Source organism: Niabella beijingensis (genome assembly GCF_020034665.1).
In the GTDB taxonomy this organism is placed as follows: Bacteria; Bacteroidota; Bacteroidia; order Chitinophagales; family Chitinophagaceae; genus Niabella; species Niabella beijingensis.
In genome coordinates this window covers 1,266,729-1,284,751 of sequence record NZ_JAIQDI010000001.1, presented here as the reverse complement: position 1 = coordinate 1,284,751, position 18,023 = coordinate 1,266,729, and the positions used below count along the sequence as shown (strand labels likewise).

The window sequence follows — 18,023 nt, the reverse complement described above, 5'->3', positions numbered from 1 at the left end:
ATTGATTTGAGTAATGAAGCAACGATTTCTTATTACGATACTGGTCATTGCCATGTTCAGCGGGTGTAAAAAATTTCTGAATGTGGATCCGTTAGACAGCCTTTCGGGAAATAATTTCTGGAAGACCCGGCAGGATGCCGAGACCTACACCCGGGAAGTGTACCGGTTATTTAGAGAAGGGGTGGCGATCCGGACCGGGATGATCCTTGTGGGGGACCTCCGCTGTGCCCCTGTGGCATATGGGGCCTATCCGCCCCGGGGGGATTTTAACCTGCTGTCATCAAACAGTATCCGCACACTGGTGAACACGCCGCGGATCCAGGGGGATATCAATACCTACTGGCAGGTGCATGGTGCCTGGGATGTGATCAGCGACTGGACACCGATCTATAAAGTAGTACAGGCGGCAAATGTACTGTACGAAAAAGCCCCGGATGTAGCGGAAGCGGATCAATCCATGTCGGCCGAACTGATCCGAAAATACCAGGCGGAAGCCGTTTTTATGCGCTGCCTGAGCTATTTTTTTATGATCCGCCTGTTTGGGGATGTACCTTATTATACCAATGCGTACAACGATGTACCGCTGCCGAGAACCAAAGATGTTGAAGTGGCCAAGGCCTGCATTGCAGAATTGGAGGCGCATAGGAACGACCTGCCCTGGACCTATGAAGATCCCGCCAACCGGGCAGTCCGGGCGATGCGGGGAAGTGCTATCGCCCTCGAAATGGACCTGAATATGTGGCTGGCCGGAATAGATGAGGCGAATAAAAAAATGTACTACGAGGAAACAGACCGGCTGGGGGACGAGCTGACCGCATCCAATGCCTATAAATTACTGCCCATGGAAAATATTGCACAGGTGTTTGCGGGAAGATCAGAAGAAGGATTGTTTGAAGTACCGCAAAATGTGAATTACGGGGATGTACTGGGTAATATCAGGCGGACCTTTACCGGTGCCGTATTGCACTATCCTTATATACAGCTGAACCAGAACAGTACCAAATCCGAGCTGACCTATACCGACGGATACCTGAAGAAGCTGTATCCGGAAGAAGCCAATGATCTCCGGAAAAAATACTGGTTCGACAATAATATTTACAACGAAGATGGTACCATGCAATGTTTTAAGTTCTTCAATCTCGCCCTGGGGGAGAATAACACTACGGCATCGCTGAGTAACTATTTTATCATTTTCCGTTATGCGGGTGCACTGTTGCTGCAGGCGGAGGCACTGGCAAACCTGGAGGAAGGCAGCCAGAAGGCGGAGGCGTTGTTAAACCAGGTGCGGACAAGGGCCGGTGCGGATCTGTATTCGGCAGGTACGGATAAAAACCTCCCGGACGCTATATTTTATGAGCGCTCCAAGGAACTGATGGGAGAGGGGCATTACTACTACGACCTGGTACGTTCCCGGAAGATATATAATCCGGACTACTGCTATCGCCCCATTTCATATGGAAATTTTGTACAGGGCGCCTGGCTGTGGCCCATCAGCGAAAAAGCATTGGTGAACAACCCGCATATGACATTAAACAATTACTGGAGGTAACAACATATGAAGAAAATCATCTTACCGGCACTTATAGTCGTTCTGTTGACAGCGGCCTGCAAAAAAAGCAGTTTTGAAGATTCGGGTGTCAATGATCCCAGGTTCAACGGTACCATCATGGAATACCTGGAATCGGATCCCCTCTATTTTGATACCCTGGTACGTGTAGTAAAATACGCAGGGTTGGAAGAGACGCTTCGCAAGGAGAACCTGACCTTTTTTGCGCCTCCCGATCCTTGTTTTAAAAAAATACTGGATGCCGTCAACGACTACCAGCTGACGCTGGGGGCCGACAGCGTAACCCGGTTTGAACAGGTGAAACCGGAGGTATGGAAGCAGTTCCTTGATATCTACCTGTTCCCGGGAAACAGGGGACTTAAGGATTATACACAGGTAGATACCCTGGCACTGGATACCTACAAAGGAGCACTCTTTGAATCGGTAAACACCACACCGATGAATATCGGGGTTATTTATAACGATGCAGTAAGCGGTGACCCCAACACGGTTGGAGGCAGCACGATTATCAAATACAAAGGATACCGGCAGCTGATGCTGTCCTATGTGCCGGACGAGGCTTTCCCTTACTCCAACTGGATCAATGCAGTAGTGGCTGCCTCGGATATCGCCCCGACAAATGGTCGTGTGCACCGGCTGCGGTATATGACCCATATATTCGGGTTTGATCCATTCCGGTTTATACAGGCAGCGCGGGAACGAGGCATTGACTATACAAAACAATAATCAGAACAGCTATGATGATGCATAGAAATTTTTATATACTTTGTTTATCTGCCCTTGTATTAACGGGACTGTCGGCCTGCAGCAGAAGTGCGGATCTTTACGATGATCCCTATGGTGGCGGGAAAGAAGTGATCGAGGTCGATTTTATAAATACACCACCCACACCGGCCAACGGACAGCCGGGGCAGCAGATGACTTTTGCGGTAAAAGGACTGAAACCGGAAATGAAAGATCAGCTTACATTTCTGGCAAACGGAATGACCGCAACAATCGCTGCCTACACCGACAGCTCTGTAACGATCGTGCTGCCGGATAACGTAAGTTCCGGCGGGGCTTCGCTCCGGGTGGGCGGACAGATCTTCCCGGGTCCGTCTTTTACCATCAGGGGAAAGCTGCAAAAAGATCCTTCTTTTAACCCGGGCACCGGTGTAAAAGGTATTACCAACCAGATCCTCCAGCTGCCGAATGGCAATTTTATGCTGGCCGGTTCCATATACGGCTATCAGGGAAAAGACCAGGCCTCGGGTATAAACGGCCTGGTACAGATCGATCCCAGCGGTAATCTCGCGGGTAACTTCAGTCCGGGCAGCGGTCCCGCCGGTTTTATCAACAGCGTTCTCCGCCTGCCGTCTGGAGAATTCCTTATCGGTGGTACCATGACAACATATGATAACGTGGATGGTATGAATGGATTGACCGTTCTGAACTCCAATGCCTCGATCAAAACAAAGATCGTTAGTCTTTATGTTAGTCCCAATGTGTCGGACCCCAGCATGGCAACAGATACTGTTTCCTGGTTTAACGGCAATCTGACGGAAGGAAGCATCAGCAAACTGTTCTATGGCAATGATCAGATCACGGCAGTGGGGTCCTTTGAAAGATACGGGACCTATTTTTATGAGCGGTCTACAAAAGACAATAAGCTCTTCGACTACATACCGGCAAACCAGCTGGTGCGTATGGATACAGAAGGCAACCTGGATTCCTCGTATTCTTATAATAAAACTACCCGGCAGGCTCTGCCGGGCGCAAACGGCAGCATCAACGATGCCTTCCTGCAGCCGGATGGCAAACTGATCGTGGTGGGGGATTTTACGACGTTGCGCGGCAAACCGGCCAACCGGATCGCCCGTTTAAATGCAGACGGTACACTGGACGCGGGCTTTAAGACCGGAGCGGGAGCTGATGATGTGATCTATTCCATCCGGTACAATGCCGTTTCAAAAAAAATCATCCTTACCGGAAATTTCAGCAGGTTCAATAACCAGCCGGCTGAAAAGATCGTAATGCTGGATGAACTGGGACAGCCCGATCCTGCTTTTAAGAGCGCAGGTTTTAGCGGTGGTCTGCCCACAATGGCGTTGCAACTGGGCAATGGGCTGGTTGTGGTTACCGGCTCCTTCACCACTTATAACAACATTGTAAGAAACGGGCTGATGGTGCTGAATGCTGATGGTTCGCTGGCAGCGGGATATAATGCCACCGGCAAGATCGACGGAACGGTGACGGATATGATAGAAACAAAATCCGGCATCGGCGGATTGCCCGCAGTGATGCTGGTAGGCTATATCAGCCGGTTTGAAGGACAGCCTGCGGGTGGTATTCTAAAGCTGGTATTCAATAATTAAAGAAGTAATAGCGTATGAGAACAAGATCTGTATTCGTTCAATGGGGCTTCGCGCTTCTGGGTTTAATACTCGTTTCCTGTAACCGCGATTTTGAAAACAAATTGCAGTTCCCGGCTGATACCGACACTACAAAGCACCAGTTGCGTGACGGCAATAAGGTACTCTATGTTATTGTAGACGGAGGCGTTGGCGCAGTGCTGGAAGCAGAGGCGCTGAAAGATGATATCCATCCCAACCTGTATGCCTTAACAAAGAATGCCTTGTATACGGGGGGAAGTGTTGCTGATTCGCTTACTTATGCGCCAACTACCTATGCCGATATGCTTACCGGTGTGGATTATAAAAAGCATCAGGTGGGCCCCGGCGGGAACGGTAATCTTGCGGATTATCCTGCTGTACCGGCGGTATTGAAGAACAGTAAACCGGCATTGCGGACAGCGGCTTTTGTACGGGCACCCTATATTTTTGATCACCTGCTTACCGGAGCGGATCAGAAGCAATTGCTGAATTCCGATACAGAGGCACAGAAAGCAGTGGTGGATGAACTGAAAAGACCGGAGGCTGCGGTTGTAATAACGCAATACCAGGGCCTGCAGGATGCCGGTCAGCAATTTGGCTACGGCCCGCGTGTGCCGCAGTATGTAGCTGCCGTAAAACCACTCGATGATTTCCTGGGCGTATTAAGAACCGCGCTGCGCAGCCGGCCCACCTATGCCAGTGAAAACTGGCTGATTGTTGTCGCTTCCAATAAAGGCGGTGTCTATGCACTTTATCCCGAAGAAGACGACGACAGCCCTTTTACGGATACGGAGCGCAACACATTCCTGCTTCTGGCCAATGATAATTTTGTTACAAGATATATCGCCCGGCCCAATACCCTGAACTACCAGCAGGAAGGATATATTATCGGGGATGCTTCTTCTGCGGTAGCCGCCAACACCATGGGCAGCACTACAAGCAGCCTGGGCATTATCGACGAAAACCGTGCCGATGTCTTTAACCTGGGCACTGCGGGTGGCTATACCATACAGTTAAAAGTGTATATGGTGAACAGGGGTTCCAACCTGCCGGCTATTTTTTCAAAGTCGAGTACAGCAGCCGGAAACAGTCCCAACGCCGGCTGGGCCTTTGTGCTCCATTCGGATGGCCGGAATGATTGGGATTTCCGTATCGGAGGTACTTCCTGTACCGCGCCGGCTTTTGGACTTAACACCTGGAATACCTTCACGGCAAGGATCTATGACAGTGCCTCCAAGCGCTGGTTGCGTACCTATACCAATGGCGTTCCGGGAGGAGTGGCTGATATCACCGGCAAAAACGGAACTACCGTATCGCCGCTCCGGCTGGGTGGTGTTCCCTCTTATGGTCAGGGAAATATAGGATTTAATGTGGTGGACGTGCGTATTTACAATACAGCCCTTCCGGAATCGTACATCCTTTCAGGCTATTGCGGCACGATGGTGAATCCCGGTGATCCCTATTACGCTTCGCTTATCGGTTACTGGCCGGGAATGGGGCTGCAGACCAGGGAACGGTCTTCCAATAGTTTTATTGATATGAGTCCGGGCGGACGTGATATCGTATTTCCTGCCTCCTTCTCCTGGACGAGTTTCACCCTGGGTAAAAGCGATGCCATCTGTCCTACGGTGCCGTATAATATTACGGAGGCCGTACCGGTTCCGGTGGATCTTCCCCTTTTTATTTATAGCTGGATGGGTGTTTCCGGCATCAGCAGCCTGAACCTCGACAGCAGATCATGGATGCCTGCCTTTGATAATGCCCAATAATAATCTTTTTAATATGAAGTATAAAAAGCAATCCATTTTTCCGCTGATCCTGTTTTGTATCGGTATCCTTATTGCCTGCAACAAAGAATACGGATTCAATTTCGAGAATGGGTATACACCTACCGATTTTCCGGACACCGTGAATTACGAAGTGGACACCAGTGTTAAGATCGACAAATCAAAATATGTTGCAGCCAGCGTGTTCCCTGGTCTGATCAATCCGGATGAACCCCGGTTGCAAAACTACAAGGTGGAGATCGATCTTAACTACATCAATGTGCCCGCCGCTGATCTCCGGATCAGCGTGGCACCGCAGAACTGGCTGAGCACAGGAGTTTGGGCCCCGGCAGGAGAACTGGTAACCGTTGAGGTGCCCGACGGTATTTACGGACTGGAAGCGCAGATCGGGTCGCATACGGATAATTTATCAGGTAAACCGGAATTAAAAAGAGACCCGCTGATCTACAATCGTAAACAATTGTTTCCCGGCAAAAACTATTTAAGGAACCTGTATGGAGGACTGATCTACATCATTCCGTCAAAACCTACGGGGAGCGTGGTGCCGGTGACATTTTCAGGAGTGGCGAAATCAGCCAGTTTCTTTCTGGGAAAAACAACCGACAGCGAATGGAAAGAACTGGTGTCCAAGACTTCTGTTCCCTTCTTTGAACTGGTGGGTACCAGGATCGTATTTACACTGGAGGTAGCTAAATTAAAGTCCGCGCCCATCAGCAGCCCGACAGAACTGATGACCTTATGGGATAAGACGATAAAAGAGGTTTACTGGGACTGGTATGGTCTTACAGAAGGGAATCCGGATGTGAAGAACCGTGCCCCGGTAAATCAATGGCGTATTGTGCATGATGTACAACCCTCTGTGGGAGCACAACACAGCGGCTTTCCGGTAGTGGCGATGAATACGATGAACTATTTTACTCAGGCCGTGACACCGGAGCTGGTACGCACTTCCAACTGGGGTACCTTTCACGAGCTGGGGCATAATATGCAGATGCATTCTACCTGGACCTTTGGCGGTAACGGCGAGGTTAGCAATAACCTCTTCAGTTTCAAAAATGCGCAGCGCAACAGTTACCGGCACGGCAACGAGCTGCGTTCCTGGAATGCCGCACTGCCTTATGTTTCGCTTGATTCAAGCAAAAAACTCTGGACGGGTACCGGCACAAATATTTCCAACCCGACGGATGATGCCAAGATGAGTTTCTATACGCAGATCTTTGAAAAATACGGCTACGACTTTATGACCTATCTGTGCATTGCGGCGCGGAATGCCCGGTTTACCTCGATCGATGATCAGTCGAAGACCGACTTTTATTATGAACGCCTCTGCGAATTCACCCAAACGGATATGTACCGGTTCATGCGCGAATGGGGGCTTAAGATCAGCCAGACCTCCCGGAATGTGATCGCCGGAAAGGGATATCCGAAGCTGCGGACCAACCTGTGGATGTATAATCCATATACGAGAACAGGGGGGGATCAATCAATAGTGCCCCGAAAAGAATTTGGCGAAGGAAAGCCTGGCCCCGCGCTGGGATGGGTTATCGACAGTATTACAAATGTGAGGGGCAACAATGATGGAACGGTTAATACAACCTACCAGGCGAGCAATTTGCTTGATGGAGATATCAATACCATCTGGCACAGCTGCTTCAACGGTTGTGTAGTCGGATACGATCCGGGTACAAAAACGTTGTATCCATTTAAAGCAGCTGTTAAAACAGGAAATGCACCTGTAACAGCAGACGGGTTTTACATCGTACAACGGCAAAACGGAAACAGCAATCATATGGAAAAAATTACCATCCAGATAAGTATGGATGGCAGCAGCTGGCAAACATTGGGAGTATTTCCGCTGAAAACTGCAGCCAACAGTTCTGCCGCTGAAGCATTGGCAAAACAGTACATTGATTTGCAGAATCCGGTAACGTTTCAGTATTTCAGATATGTGTGGGATGCGCCTCCGGCAGATGCGAATAAGAATTCCGCATTTGCAGAAATGGGTGCTTACTATTATTAATCATCAATAGCGAATGAATATGCGAATCTCTAACAGGACCCTGATTTTTTTTAGATATGCCGTTTGTATGATGGTACTGCTTGTGCTTTCAAATGCCTGCTCGAAATATTACGATCCCCCGCCTGTATTTGAAAATGCAGCGGATAAACCGTTTACCAAAAAACGGAAGCTGCTGCTCATCGTGATCGATGGTGCTGCTGGTCCGGAAATAAAAAAGATCGCCCCGCCGGCCCTGATGGGTCTTACGGAACATGCGAAATATACCTGGGAAGCCTTTGGTGATACCCGGTCGGGCGACGGTCCTTCCTGGATCAATATCCTTACCGGGAAATCCGCAGCACTGGCTGCCGTTTCCGACAGCACCCTGGCACCCGTTGCTGATGAGGAAGATGAACACGAGCATGAAGAGATACCGGTATACAGCAACTTTTTTCAGCGCCTGCTGGTCTCCGGCTATCTGCCTACCACGGTATCCATCACTCCCTGGGAGCTGTTATCGGAACGGGCACTGAAATTTTCAGGTCGTAATATTGCGGCTGCTAACGACCGGGCTGTAAAAGACAGCGCGCTCCGCAATATTACAGACGATAAGGTAGGCGTCATGCTGGTGAATTTCAACGGTGTTAACCTCGCCGGCAGGGCCGCTGCATTCTCGGCCGATGAGGTATTGTATAAGAACGCCGTACTGACGGTTGACGGCTATGTAAAAGAGCTCCTGGAGGCAGTAAAAAAACGGCCGGACTATGCCAATGAAGACTGGCTGACAATTGTAACATCGAATCACGGAGGCACGGGAAATAGTTACGGTGGGCCGAGTTTTGCAGAGCGAAAAGTTCTTAGTATTTATAATAATTCAAATCTTAAAGGACAGGAGCTGGAACTGCCTTCCATTCGTAATACTTTTGTTTTTACTGGCAGTGCATCCGCCGGAACCCGGCGGGCGGTTATTCCCGCTGCGGAAGCCGGCCCCTATGAAATAGGAGCTTCGGGTGATATGACTATCATGGCAAAAGTAATGATGCTTACAAAACCTTCCGGGGGAGCGAACCATGTTACGCTCGCTTATAAGGCCAATCACGCTTACAGCGGGGTGCGGGGGTGGACTTTTCAACATGCGGCAACGGGCGCTTATCGTTATGTTATTGGCGACGGCGCCCTCATCTATATCGGAGGCAGCGGCACAGAAGCCTCAGGCCCGGTAGGTTCGTGGGATGTTGTAGCTTTAAAGATCTACGCAGAGGGAAGTAAACGGTTTGCAGTAATGTACACCAATGGAAAAAGAGGAACACCCGTAGAAATAACAGGCCGTAACATAAATGGAAGTGCCTACGATTTCGGATTGGGTACGATCTCCACATCACAGACCACTGCAAACTTCGTATTACAGGATGTTGGCATATGGAATAAGGCCTTGCCGGACGATTACATCGAGAATTACGGCTGTTTGAACGGAATTCCGCAGGCAGATATAAATAACGGGAACCTTATCGGATACTGGCCCTGTGACGAAGGGGATGGTACTGTAATAAAAAATGGCAGCTCCCTGGCGGCAGGAAAAGATGCTGTATTGGGCGCATTACCTGCCTGGAGCATACGATCATCGTTGACCTGCGGCGATACCGGTAATACAGCAATGATCGTTAACTCGGACATTGCCCCCAATCTTTTTTATTGGCTCAACCTGACCCCACTGACCTCCTGGGGTTTTGAAAGCAAGGAGTGGTTGTCGCGATATGAAACTGAATTTATCAAATAGGAATAAGCGCATTACTGCGAAGCCCCGGTATTATGGAGATGCTGTTACCGTGGTATTGGTCGCAGTGCTGCTCTTTTTTATCTTTTTAAAAGCAAATGGCTTTGTGTAACGCAGCCTGCACCGGTTCAGCCGGAATGCTTCGGACGATTTTCTACAAACAATCAATCTCTCGTCGCGCCATTTCTATGGTGTGACTTTTCTAATGACAAATAAACACTTAATGAACTTTATATACAGAGGATCCGGCCGGCACATGCAATAACAGCAGGGTCAGGGTGTGCCTGTTAATTCTTGGTGAAGATGAACGGACCACCGGCGGGGCAGGAAAATTTAAAATACCTTCGGTGATCGGGATATAATAGTACATAATAAATCGCTACAGTTAAAGATGATGCACACAGTTCAGAGTTTTGGAAAACACTTTTTATTAGGGCTTCTTTTCTGCGCCGGTCTGATGAACGGGCTTTTGGCGCAACAGGGGGGCGGCCGTCAGACGATCCCGTTTAACGATAACTGGGAGTTTAAAAAAGGCCCGGGCAATTTTGGGAAAGATACTTCTTACCTGCACGAAGAGTGGGAACCGGTAACCGTACCACATACCTATAACCGGACGGATATGCAGCTGGATAAAAACTTTTATACCGGAGATGGGTTCTATAAAAAGAAATTTTGGGTAGATGCAGAACAGAAAGGGAAGCGGATTTTCCTGCGTTTTGAAGGAGCTGGATCCGTGGCAACCGTGTATGTGAACGGAAAGTACCTTACCACCCATAAAGGAAGCTATGCGGCATTTTCGTTTGAGATCACGCATGTTATAGCGTATGGACAGGACAATATGATCCTCGTAAAAACGAATAACGATGCCCGCAGGGATGTACTCCCGGTAAACCATTTTCTTTTCCCCATCTACGGCGGGATCTACCGGCCGGTGGCGATGATCATTACCGGACCGGTGAATATTACCGTAACGGACTATGCTTCCCCGGGCATCTATATCACCCAAAAAAATGTTTCAGCCGCCGGGGCGGATATTGATGTGAACGTAAAACTGGAAAACAAAGAAAAGACCGCGCAACCGGTCACAATTCAGACAATAATAAAAGATGCCTCAGGTAAGCCCGTCGGAGCTGTGAAAAAAAACCTGATGATAAGTCCGCAAGGCACTACTTATACGGCACAATCCTTAACAATGTCCCGGCCGCATCTCTGGCAGGGCGTACGGGATCCATACCTGTACACGCTTACCACAACGCTGTTGCAACAGGGCAAAGTAGTGGACGCGGTAACACAACCGCTGGGTATCCGGCATTTTGAATTAAAGGCCGGCGAAGGTATGTTCCTCAACGGGAAAAAATACCCGATGTATGGTGTAACACGGCACCAGGACCGCTGGCAGTACGGAAATGCCTTGTCGCACGATCAGCATCTGGAGGATATGCACATCATCCGGGAAATGGGCGCTACCACGATCCGGCTGGCACATTACCAGCAGGCGGAAGATATGTATGCGCTGGCCGACCGGATGGGATTGCTGATCTGGGCGGAAATTCCTTTTGTAAATGCCACTTCCTTTGAAGAGGATGAGAATGCAAAGCAGCAGCTTACCGAGCTCATCCGGCAGAACAGGAACCATCCTTCCATTTTTATGTGGGGCCTGCACAATGAAGTGTATTCAAAAACACCGGATGAGCATGTGCCTGTACTCACGCGGGTGCTGAATGATATTGCAAAAACCGAAGATCCGGACCGTTATACAGTGGCTGTTTCGGGGTATGGTGAAATGGACCGCCCGGCTAACCTTGCAGCGGATGTGCAGGGGATGAACCGCTATTACGGCTGGTATGAAGGAAAGATCGGCGACCTGGAAAAATGGGCCTCGAAACTGGAAACAACCTATCAGGGTTATAAAGTAATGTTGTCTGAATACGGTGCCGACGGTAATATGGATCAGTCTGCTGAAAACCTGCCGGATCCTTCAGCCATCAACCCGGTGAGCGGCAGGTTCTTCCCGGAAAATTACCAGACAGAAACGCATATCCGCCAGTGGGCGATCATCGAAAAACACCCCTATATCCTCGCTTCCTATTTATGGAATACCTTTGAGTTCGCTGTTCCCATGTGGAACAGGGGGGGCGTGAACGCAAGGAATTTAAAGGGCCTTGTAAGCTTTGACCGGAAACGGAAGAAGGATGCCTTCTACTGGTATAAGGCCAACTGGAACCCGGAACCCATGCTGTACCTGGCCAACCGGCGCGACAGCATCCGGACAGACGGCACGACAACCGTACAGGCATTTTCCAATTTAAAAAATGTACGGCTTTTTGTAAATGGAAAAGAAGCCACAGGAAGGCAGGGCGTTAATGATAAACACTGGATCTTTGACCCGGTGTTGCTGAAGCGGGGCGTTAATAAGATCAGGGCAACAGCGGTATCACAGGGGAAAACACTGACAGATGAGATGCAATGGATCCTGCGCTGAGGTTGCTGCATTATTATTTTTTAAATGAATACGAAAAATGAAAGGAATTACAATCAGATTAGGGTTTGGGCTGTTGTTTGCAATGCTGGCGGTTAACAGTCCGGCGCAATGGACAGGTGCCAAAAAAAAGCCACAAACATTAAAAGATATAAAATACGGCCCCATCACACCGGCGCATCGTACCGATGCACAGATGTCGGCTTTCCGCAATTATGGTCTGGGACAGTTCATCCACTGGGGGTTATACGCCATTCCCGGTAATGAATGGAACGGTGTAAGCGCGAGAGGCGGGGCTGCTGCTTCTGAATGGATCCGCTCCTGGGGTGGTCCTACGGCTCCGAAGGACTGGAAAAAAACATATGACAATCTTTACCGGCAGTTCAATCCCCGGCAGTTTGATGCGGTAAAATGGGCACAGCAGGCAAAAGCGATGGGCGCCCGTTACATGATCTTCACTACAAAACACCACGATGGATTCGCATTGTGGCCAACCCGGTACTCCGACTACAACATTTCTAAAACACCGTATAAAAAGGATGTGGTGAAACAGGTGGTGGATGCTTACACTGCTGCGGGGATCGATGTGTTCCTGTATTTTTCCGTGCTGGAATGGAACAACCCCGACTATCTGTCGAAAGCACCGCAGACACCGGAAGAACATAAACGCTTTGACCGGTTTTTGCAATATACCCGGAACCAGTTACTGGAACTGGTGACCAATTACCCGCAGATAAAAGGCCTGTGGTTCGACGGAACATGGGATGCCTCCTGGAAAAGTGCATATGATTTCACCTATAAACTGGAAAAAGAACTGCGCGAAAAACATCCGGGGCTGATCATTGGTTCGAGATTCCGGAACGACGAGTTCGGCGCAAGGCATTTCGACAGCAACGGGCGCTTACTGGGCGACTATGAACAGGGCTGGGAACGCAAGATGCCCGGGAGTTTCGACTGGCTGGACGGCAACGACTGGGACTGTGTTATGACGATACCGCCCAACGGCTGGGGCTATATGAAAGACTGGAGCGGGATCTATACCAAAACCACGGATGATCTGCTGGAAATGCTGATGCGTTGCCGCTCGATGAATGGCAACTTTGTTTTAAATTTCGGTCCGGATGGTAACGGGAACATGCGGCCCGAAGAAGACCGGATCGCTTCGGAAATGGGGGAATGGGTGAAACAAAATGCGCCCGCCGTTTATGAGAGCAGGCATTCAGACCTGCCGGCCTCTGGTTACGGATACTTTACAGAAAAAGACAGTGTACTCTATCTTACGGTTTTTAACCGGCCGGTAAACAATATTGCCCGTATCGCGATACCCCGGTCATCAAAGCAGGTACCGGTATCGGCGACCCTGTTACAGAATGGCAGCGGACTTGAAGTGAAACATGCAGATATCGGACTGGATCTTGATAAGAATACGTATTATGATATTGTGTTGCCGGCATCTTTTCAGACAGAACGTGCGTTTGTGATCCGGATCGGGTTAGGCGCTCCTGCAAAAAAAGCCGACCGGCTGATGGATGCAAAGATGTAGACGCAAATTGCCTGTTTGCTTTTTTGAATCTGTGCTCAACAGGAAATAACCGCAGTGCGGCGGTAACCTGCTGCACAGGATCATGCTATTCCCGGTACGCTGCACCTTAATTGTCTGTTAGGATCATTTACTTCAACGATCAACGCTGCGTTGCAACTTTCAGAAGAGGCACGACCTTTTCAGAATGAAATACACTGATCCGGTGTTTTTTCCGGGGCAGAGGGTCATTAAAAACAAGTGGTCAAGGCACAGCGCGCCGCTCATCTTTATAACCCGGGTGCCTGATGACTTTCCAGCCGCAGTGCGGCTGGAACCTGCCTTACAGGATCACGCTATTCCCGGTGCGCTGCACCTGGTTGTCTGTTACGATCATCTGCTTCAAAGATCAACGCAACGTTGCAGCTTTCAGGAGAAGTACGTCCTTTTTAGAATGAAATACGCTGAGCACCGGTGTTTTTTTTTGGCAGGGGATCATTAAAAATAATTGACTTAGGCGCAGCGCGCCGCTCATCTTTGTAACCCGGGTGCCTGATGACTTTCCAGCCGCAGTGCGGCGGTAACCTGCCTTACAGGATCACGCTATTCCCGGTGCGCTGCACCTGGTTGTCTGTTACGATCATCTGCTTCAAAGACCAACGCTACGTTGCAGTTTTCAGGAGAAGTACGTCCTTTTTAGAATGAAATACGCTGAACGCCGGTGTTTTTTTGGGTAGCGTATCATTAAAAACAATTGACTTAAGGGCAGCGCGCCGCTCATCTTTGTAACCCGGAATAACAAATGAGTTCAGCATGACAACATAAATCCGCGCTTCCGGTCCAGCCTGTTCATCGGCAGCGGGATGCGCTAAAAATAGTATCTTTCCGCATAAAAAAACTGTAATGAAAAAATGGTATGCCCTTCTTCTGCCGGTGATCGCAGTGCTTGTAACCAATGCCCAGCAGTCTTGTCCTGTTATTCCGGCTCCGCGTAAGGCCGTACTTGGGAACAACGCATTTGTACTCAATAAATACACACGGATTTATACTGGTCATCCATCGTTAAAGGATGCTGCCGCTTATTTACAGCAGGAATTGCTGGTAAAGGAGTTGCTGCCGCTTGCATTGACCAGCAATACCTCTACAGCCAATACCATTCATCTTGCATTTAGCAAAGAGGCATCGGAGGGAAATGAAGGATACCGGTTGCGTATTACAGAAGGACAGATCACGATCCTCGGTAATTCAGCGGCAGGCGTGGTGAATGGCATCTCCAGCTTATTACAGCTGGTGCGCGATAAAAAGCAGGAGCACGGAACTATCACTATTGACGGATGGGAGATCACAGACGGCCCCCGGTATGGCTGGCGTGGATTTATGCTGGATGAGGCGCGGCATTTTATGGGAAAGGAAAAAGTACTGCAGCTGCTGGACTGGATGGCGTTTTACAAACTCAACCGTTTTCACTGGCACCTGACCGATGAACCGGCCTGGAGGTTGGAAATAAAGCGGTATCCCAGGCTGACCCTGGTAGGCGGTGCCGGCAGCTATACCAATCCGGCGGCGCCGGCAGCCTATTATACCCAGCAGGATATTGCAGACATTGTACACTATGCCGCGCAGCGGAACATCACGGTGATCCCGGAGATCGATATGCCGGGGCATGCAACGGCTGCCAACAGGGCCTATCCGGAATACAGCGGCGGCGGAAGTGCCCAGCACCCGGATTTTACCTTTGATCCCGGTAACGAACGTACTTATAATTATCTCACTAATATCCTGCGTGAAGCCAACACATTGTTTCCTTCGGGCATTGTGCACCTGGGAGGAGATGAAGTGAGCTTTGGTACAGATAAATGGCTGCAGAACGCAGGAATAAAAAGACTGATGACACAACATGCTTTAAAGGATCTGAAAGCAGTTGAACGTTATTTTATGGAGCGCATGGCAGATTCGGTTTACAGTATGGGCGCACGTTTGGCGGCCTGGGACGAGATGGCAGAGGTGAACCTGCCTAAAGAGAAGACCATTATTTTCTGGTGGCGGCACGACAGGCCGGAGCAGCTGCGGATGGCGCTTGAGCGCGGATACGAAACCGTGATCTGTCCGCGGCTGCCGTATTATTTCGACTTCGTACAGGATAGCCTGCACCGCCTGGGACGCAGATGGGGAAAGGGCTATGCCGCGCTGAAAGATGTATATTCTTTTCAGGTAACGCCGCTGATCGAAAAGAAGCAGGAAAAACAGGTACTGGGCTTACAGGCCAATTTATGGACGGAAACGGTTCCCAATACCAACCGTATGGACTATCTGGTGTTTCCGCGGATCGCCGCTTTGGCGGAAGCCGCCTGGACCAGCGACACCAATAAAAATTATGAAGATTTTACTGCCCGTTTAAAAAAGCAGCTGGCATTATACCGCGAGGCGGACCTTTATTTTTATAATCCCTTCAATCCACTGGAAATCCCCGAGCCCGTATATTTCCGGAAAGACCGGCGCAACCTTGAAGCGCAGGAAAACTAATGCCCGCACATGTTTAATGGATCAGTCCGGAGATGATGTTGATGGTGAGCGCCACCACAAAGGTATTCAGGGCGAAAGAAAGCACGCCGTGGAACAACGCTACATGCCGGATATTCCTGGAAGAAATGGCTACATCCGATACCTGGAAGGTGCAGCCCATCACCAGCGAGAAATAAGCAAAATCAAGGTAGTCGGGTTTTTCATTTCCCGGAAAGTCAAGACCGCTTCCTTTACTGCCTTCCTGGTAATAAAGATGGGCATAGTGAAAGGTATAAATGGTATGCAACAGCAGCCAGGACAGGATCATGCCCGCTACAGAAACAGGTACAAGCAATGCTTTGCTGATCTCATTCTGCCGGGCATTGATGATGATGCTTAAAACTGCAGCCAGACAGGCAAAACAGGCAATAAGAATGAACAGGAATACATAGGCCCGGCTTCCATCCTCCTCATCCGCCCGCTTTACAATGAAGGATTGCGGCATCGTATAAATAACATACCAGCACAGGAACAGGTAACAAAGACAAAAACACAGCCATGCGATCAACAGGTTCATGATCTCGGGAAGATCAAACGGACGTACAATAAAGTAAGCCCCCGCAGCTGCCCCAACCGCTATAAAAGCACGCTGCAGCGAGCGGAACCGGTGTACGGCCTTCTCTTTGAAAGGGGCATCTCTTTTCATAACGCAACTTGTGTAACAAATGTACTGGATATTTCGTGCTTTTTGCGGTACCTTTGACGCCTTTTCGATTACAGATGGGCATTCTCCGGGTATATATCAATTCCTTTAAAGGGCTTTCCAAAGAGGCCTGGATGCTGGCGGCAGTCATGCTGATCAACCGCTCCGGCTCTATGGTACTGCCTTTTCTCGGTGTATATATGACCGATCACCTTCATTTTGATCTCAAAGAATCAGGCATTGTGCTCAGCTTTTTTGGTGTTGGCTCTGTGGTGGGTTCCTGGCTGGGCGGTTTTATTACCGATCGTTTCGGCGAATTTAAGGTACAGGTATCGAGCTTGTTTTTGAGTGCCCCGATGTTTGCAATGCTGCCGTTTTTCACAACCGTACACGGACTGGCCGCCGGCATCTTTATTCAAAGTGTGATCAGTGAATCGTTCAGACCGGCCAACTCGGTAGCGATCACAAAATACGCAACACCCGAAAACCTCACCCGGGCCTTTTCGCTGAACCGGATGGCTATCAACCTTGGATTCTCCATCGGCCCGGCGCTGGGCGGCATCCTGGCCGCAGTATCCTACAATTTCCTTTTTATAGTGAATGCGGTAGCGGTACTGGTGGCGGGAGTGGTGTATACCCGTTTTTTCAGCAGGCGGTCGGCACAGTTCAGACCTGCAAAAAGAACGCAGCAAAAAGAGACAGCGAATGCTGCCATTACCAGGGAAGGTTCGGCCTATCGCGATGTGCCTTTTATTATCTACTCGGTTTTTTGCGGGATCTTCTCCATATGCTTTTTCCAGTTCTTTAATACACTGCCCTTATTTTACCGGGATGAGGCAAAACTTCCGCAAACAACGATCGGCTATATACTTGGCTACAGCGGGTTTGTGATCGTTGTTATGGAAATGTTGCTGGTAAATATGGCTGAAAAGAAACTGACCCCTGCCGCTACGCTTTTTGCCGGTGCAATGGGAACAGCGTTGTCCTATTCCATGCTTGCCCTGAGTCATCACCTGTTCGTCCTGGTGCTGTCCATTACCGTCTTAAGCCTGGCAGAGATCCTGGTATTGCCTTTTATGTCGGCAATTACTGCCCTCCGGTCGGGGAAAGGTAATAAAGGCTCTTACATGGGACTGAACGGCATGGCTGTTTCTATTTCCTTCATCATAACACCGCTGCTGGGAACAAGAGTGGCGAGCGATTTCGGATTTGATACACTTTGGACCGGTACAGGGATCATCCTCCTGGTAGTGGCAGTGGCGCTCTATTATTGCGTGAAACGTATGATGCCCGGAAGAACGGCCACCCGGCACTGATGGGC

Annotated in this window: 11 protein-coding genes; 10 read left to right on the top strand and 1 reads right to left on the bottom strand. The window is 49.5% G+C overall.

The window, feature by feature from the left end; genetic code table 11:
• The first annotated feature begins 13 nt into the window (after positions 1 to 13).
• From K7B07_RS05365 to K7B07_RS05325, 9 genes are all read left to right on the top strand, one after another.
• Complete coding sequence (locus K7B07_RS05365) at positions 14 to 1,549, top strand: RagB/SusD family nutrient uptake outer membrane protein (RefSeq protein WP_223708066.1); 1,536 nt, start codon at positions 14 to 16, stop codon at positions 1,547 to 1,549.
• Between the two features lie 6 nt (positions 1,550 to 1,555).
• A complete protein-coding gene (locus K7B07_RS05360; protein WP_223708064.1) occupies positions 1,556 to 2,293 on the top strand; it encodes a fasciclin domain-containing protein in 738 nt (245 codons plus the stop codon).
• 11 nt (positions 2,294 to 2,304) lie between these two features.
• Positions 2,305 to 3,921 (top strand): DUF5008 domain-containing protein, encoded by a 1,617-nt coding sequence (locus K7B07_RS05355; protein ID WP_223708062.1) that lies wholly within the window; start codon positions 2,305 to 2,307, stop codon positions 3,919 to 3,921.
• Between the two features lie 14 nt (positions 3,922 to 3,935).
• Complete coding sequence (locus tag K7B07_RS05350) at positions 3,936 to 5,708, top strand: LamG-like jellyroll fold domain-containing protein (protein WP_223708061.1); 1,773 nt, start codon at positions 3,936 to 3,938, stop codon at positions 5,706 to 5,708.
• Positions 5,709 to 5,721: 13 nt separating this feature from the next.
• Positions 5,722 to 7,746 (top strand): M60 family metallopeptidase, encoded by a 2,025-nt coding sequence (locus K7B07_RS05345; RefSeq protein ID WP_223708059.1) that lies wholly within the window; start codon positions 5,722 to 5,724, stop codon positions 7,744 to 7,746.
• Positions 7,747 to 7,813: 67 nt separating this feature from the next.
• A complete protein-coding gene (locus K7B07_RS05340; protein ID WP_223708057.1) occupies positions 7,814 to 9,502 on the top strand; it encodes a DUF4983 domain-containing protein in 1,689 nt (562 codons plus the stop codon).
• A gap of 388 nt (positions 9,503 to 9,890) precedes the next feature.
• On the top strand, positions 9,891 to 11,981 hold the full coding sequence (locus tag K7B07_RS05335; protein ID WP_223708056.1) for a glycoside hydrolase family 2 protein: 2,091 nt from the start codon (positions 9,891 to 9,893) through the stop codon (positions 11,979 to 11,981).
• Positions 11,982 to 12,018: 37 nt separating this feature from the next.
• Positions 12,019 to 13,521, top strand: coding sequence for an alpha-L-fucosidase (locus K7B07_RS05330; RefSeq protein WP_223708054.1), 1,503 nt, complete (start codon positions 12,019 to 12,021; stop codon positions 13,519 to 13,521).
• A gap of 879 nt (positions 13,522 to 14,400) precedes the next feature.
• Positions 14,401 to 16,020 carry a beta-N-acetylhexosaminidase gene (locus K7B07_RS05325; RefSeq protein ID WP_223708052.1) on the top strand — a complete coding sequence of 540 codons (1,620 nt, stop codon included), beginning with the start codon at positions 14,401 to 14,403 and terminating at the stop codon, positions 16,018 to 16,020.
• Positions 16,021 to 16,033: 13 nt separating this feature from the next.
• Here K7B07_RS05325 and K7B07_RS05320 read toward each other — a convergent pair whose 3' ends face one another.
• Positions 16,034 to 16,705 (bottom strand): DUF1345 domain-containing protein, encoded by a 672-nt coding sequence (locus K7B07_RS05320; RefSeq protein WP_223708051.1) that lies wholly within the window; start codon positions 16,703 to 16,705, stop codon positions 16,034 to 16,036.
• A gap of 74 nt (positions 16,706 to 16,779) precedes the next feature.
• Between K7B07_RS05320 and K7B07_RS05315 the strand changes: the two genes are divergently transcribed.
• Positions 16,780 to 18,018 carry an MFS transporter gene (locus K7B07_RS05315; RefSeq protein WP_223708049.1) on the top strand — a complete coding sequence of 413 codons (1,239 nt, stop codon included), beginning with the start codon at positions 16,780 to 16,782 and terminating at the stop codon, positions 18,016 to 18,018.
• The last annotated feature ends 5 nt before the right edge of the window (positions 18,019 to 18,023 follow it).

Bases quoted from the DNA above. Each gene is read 5' to 3' on its own strand.
- K7B07_RS05365 (WP_223708066.1), top strand. From the start codon at position 14: ATGAAGCAACGATTTCTTATTACGATACTGGTCATTGCCATGTTCAGC.
- K7B07_RS05350 (WP_223708061.1), top strand. From the start codon at position 3,936: ATGAGAACAAGATCTGTATTCGTTCAATGGGGCTTCGCGCTTCTGGGT.
- K7B07_RS05345 (WP_223708059.1), top strand. From the start codon at position 5,722: ATGAAGTATAAAAAGCAATCCATTTTTCCGCTGATCCTGTTTTGTATC.
- K7B07_RS05325 (WP_223708052.1), top strand. From the start codon at position 14,401: ATGAAAAAATGGTATGCCCTTCTTCTGCCGGTGATCGCAGTGCTTGTA.
- K7B07_RS05330 (WP_223708054.1), top strand. From the start codon at position 12,019: ATGAAAGGAATTACAATCAGATTAGGGTTTGGGCTGTTGTTTGCAATG.
- K7B07_RS05315 (WP_223708049.1), top strand. From the start codon at position 16,780: ATGGGCATTCTCCGGGTATATATCAATTCCTTTAAAGGGCTTTCCAAA.
- K7B07_RS05320 (WP_223708051.1), bottom strand. From the start codon at position 16,705: ATGAAAAGAGATGCCCCTTTCAAAGAGAAGGCCGTACACCGGTTCCGC.
- K7B07_RS05360 (WP_223708064.1), top strand. From the start codon at position 1,556: ATGAAGAAAATCATCTTACCGGCACTTATAGTCGTTCTGTTGACAGCG.
- K7B07_RS05335 (WP_223708056.1), top strand. From the start codon at position 9,891: ATGATGCACACAGTTCAGAGTTTTGGAAAACACTTTTTATTAGGGCTT.
- K7B07_RS05340 (WP_223708057.1), top strand. From the start codon at position 7,814: ATGATGGTACTGCTTGTGCTTTCAAATGCCTGCTCGAAATATTACGAT.
- K7B07_RS05355 (WP_223708062.1), top strand. From the start codon at position 2,305: ATGATGATGCATAGAAATTTTTATATACTTTGTTTATCTGCCCTTGTA.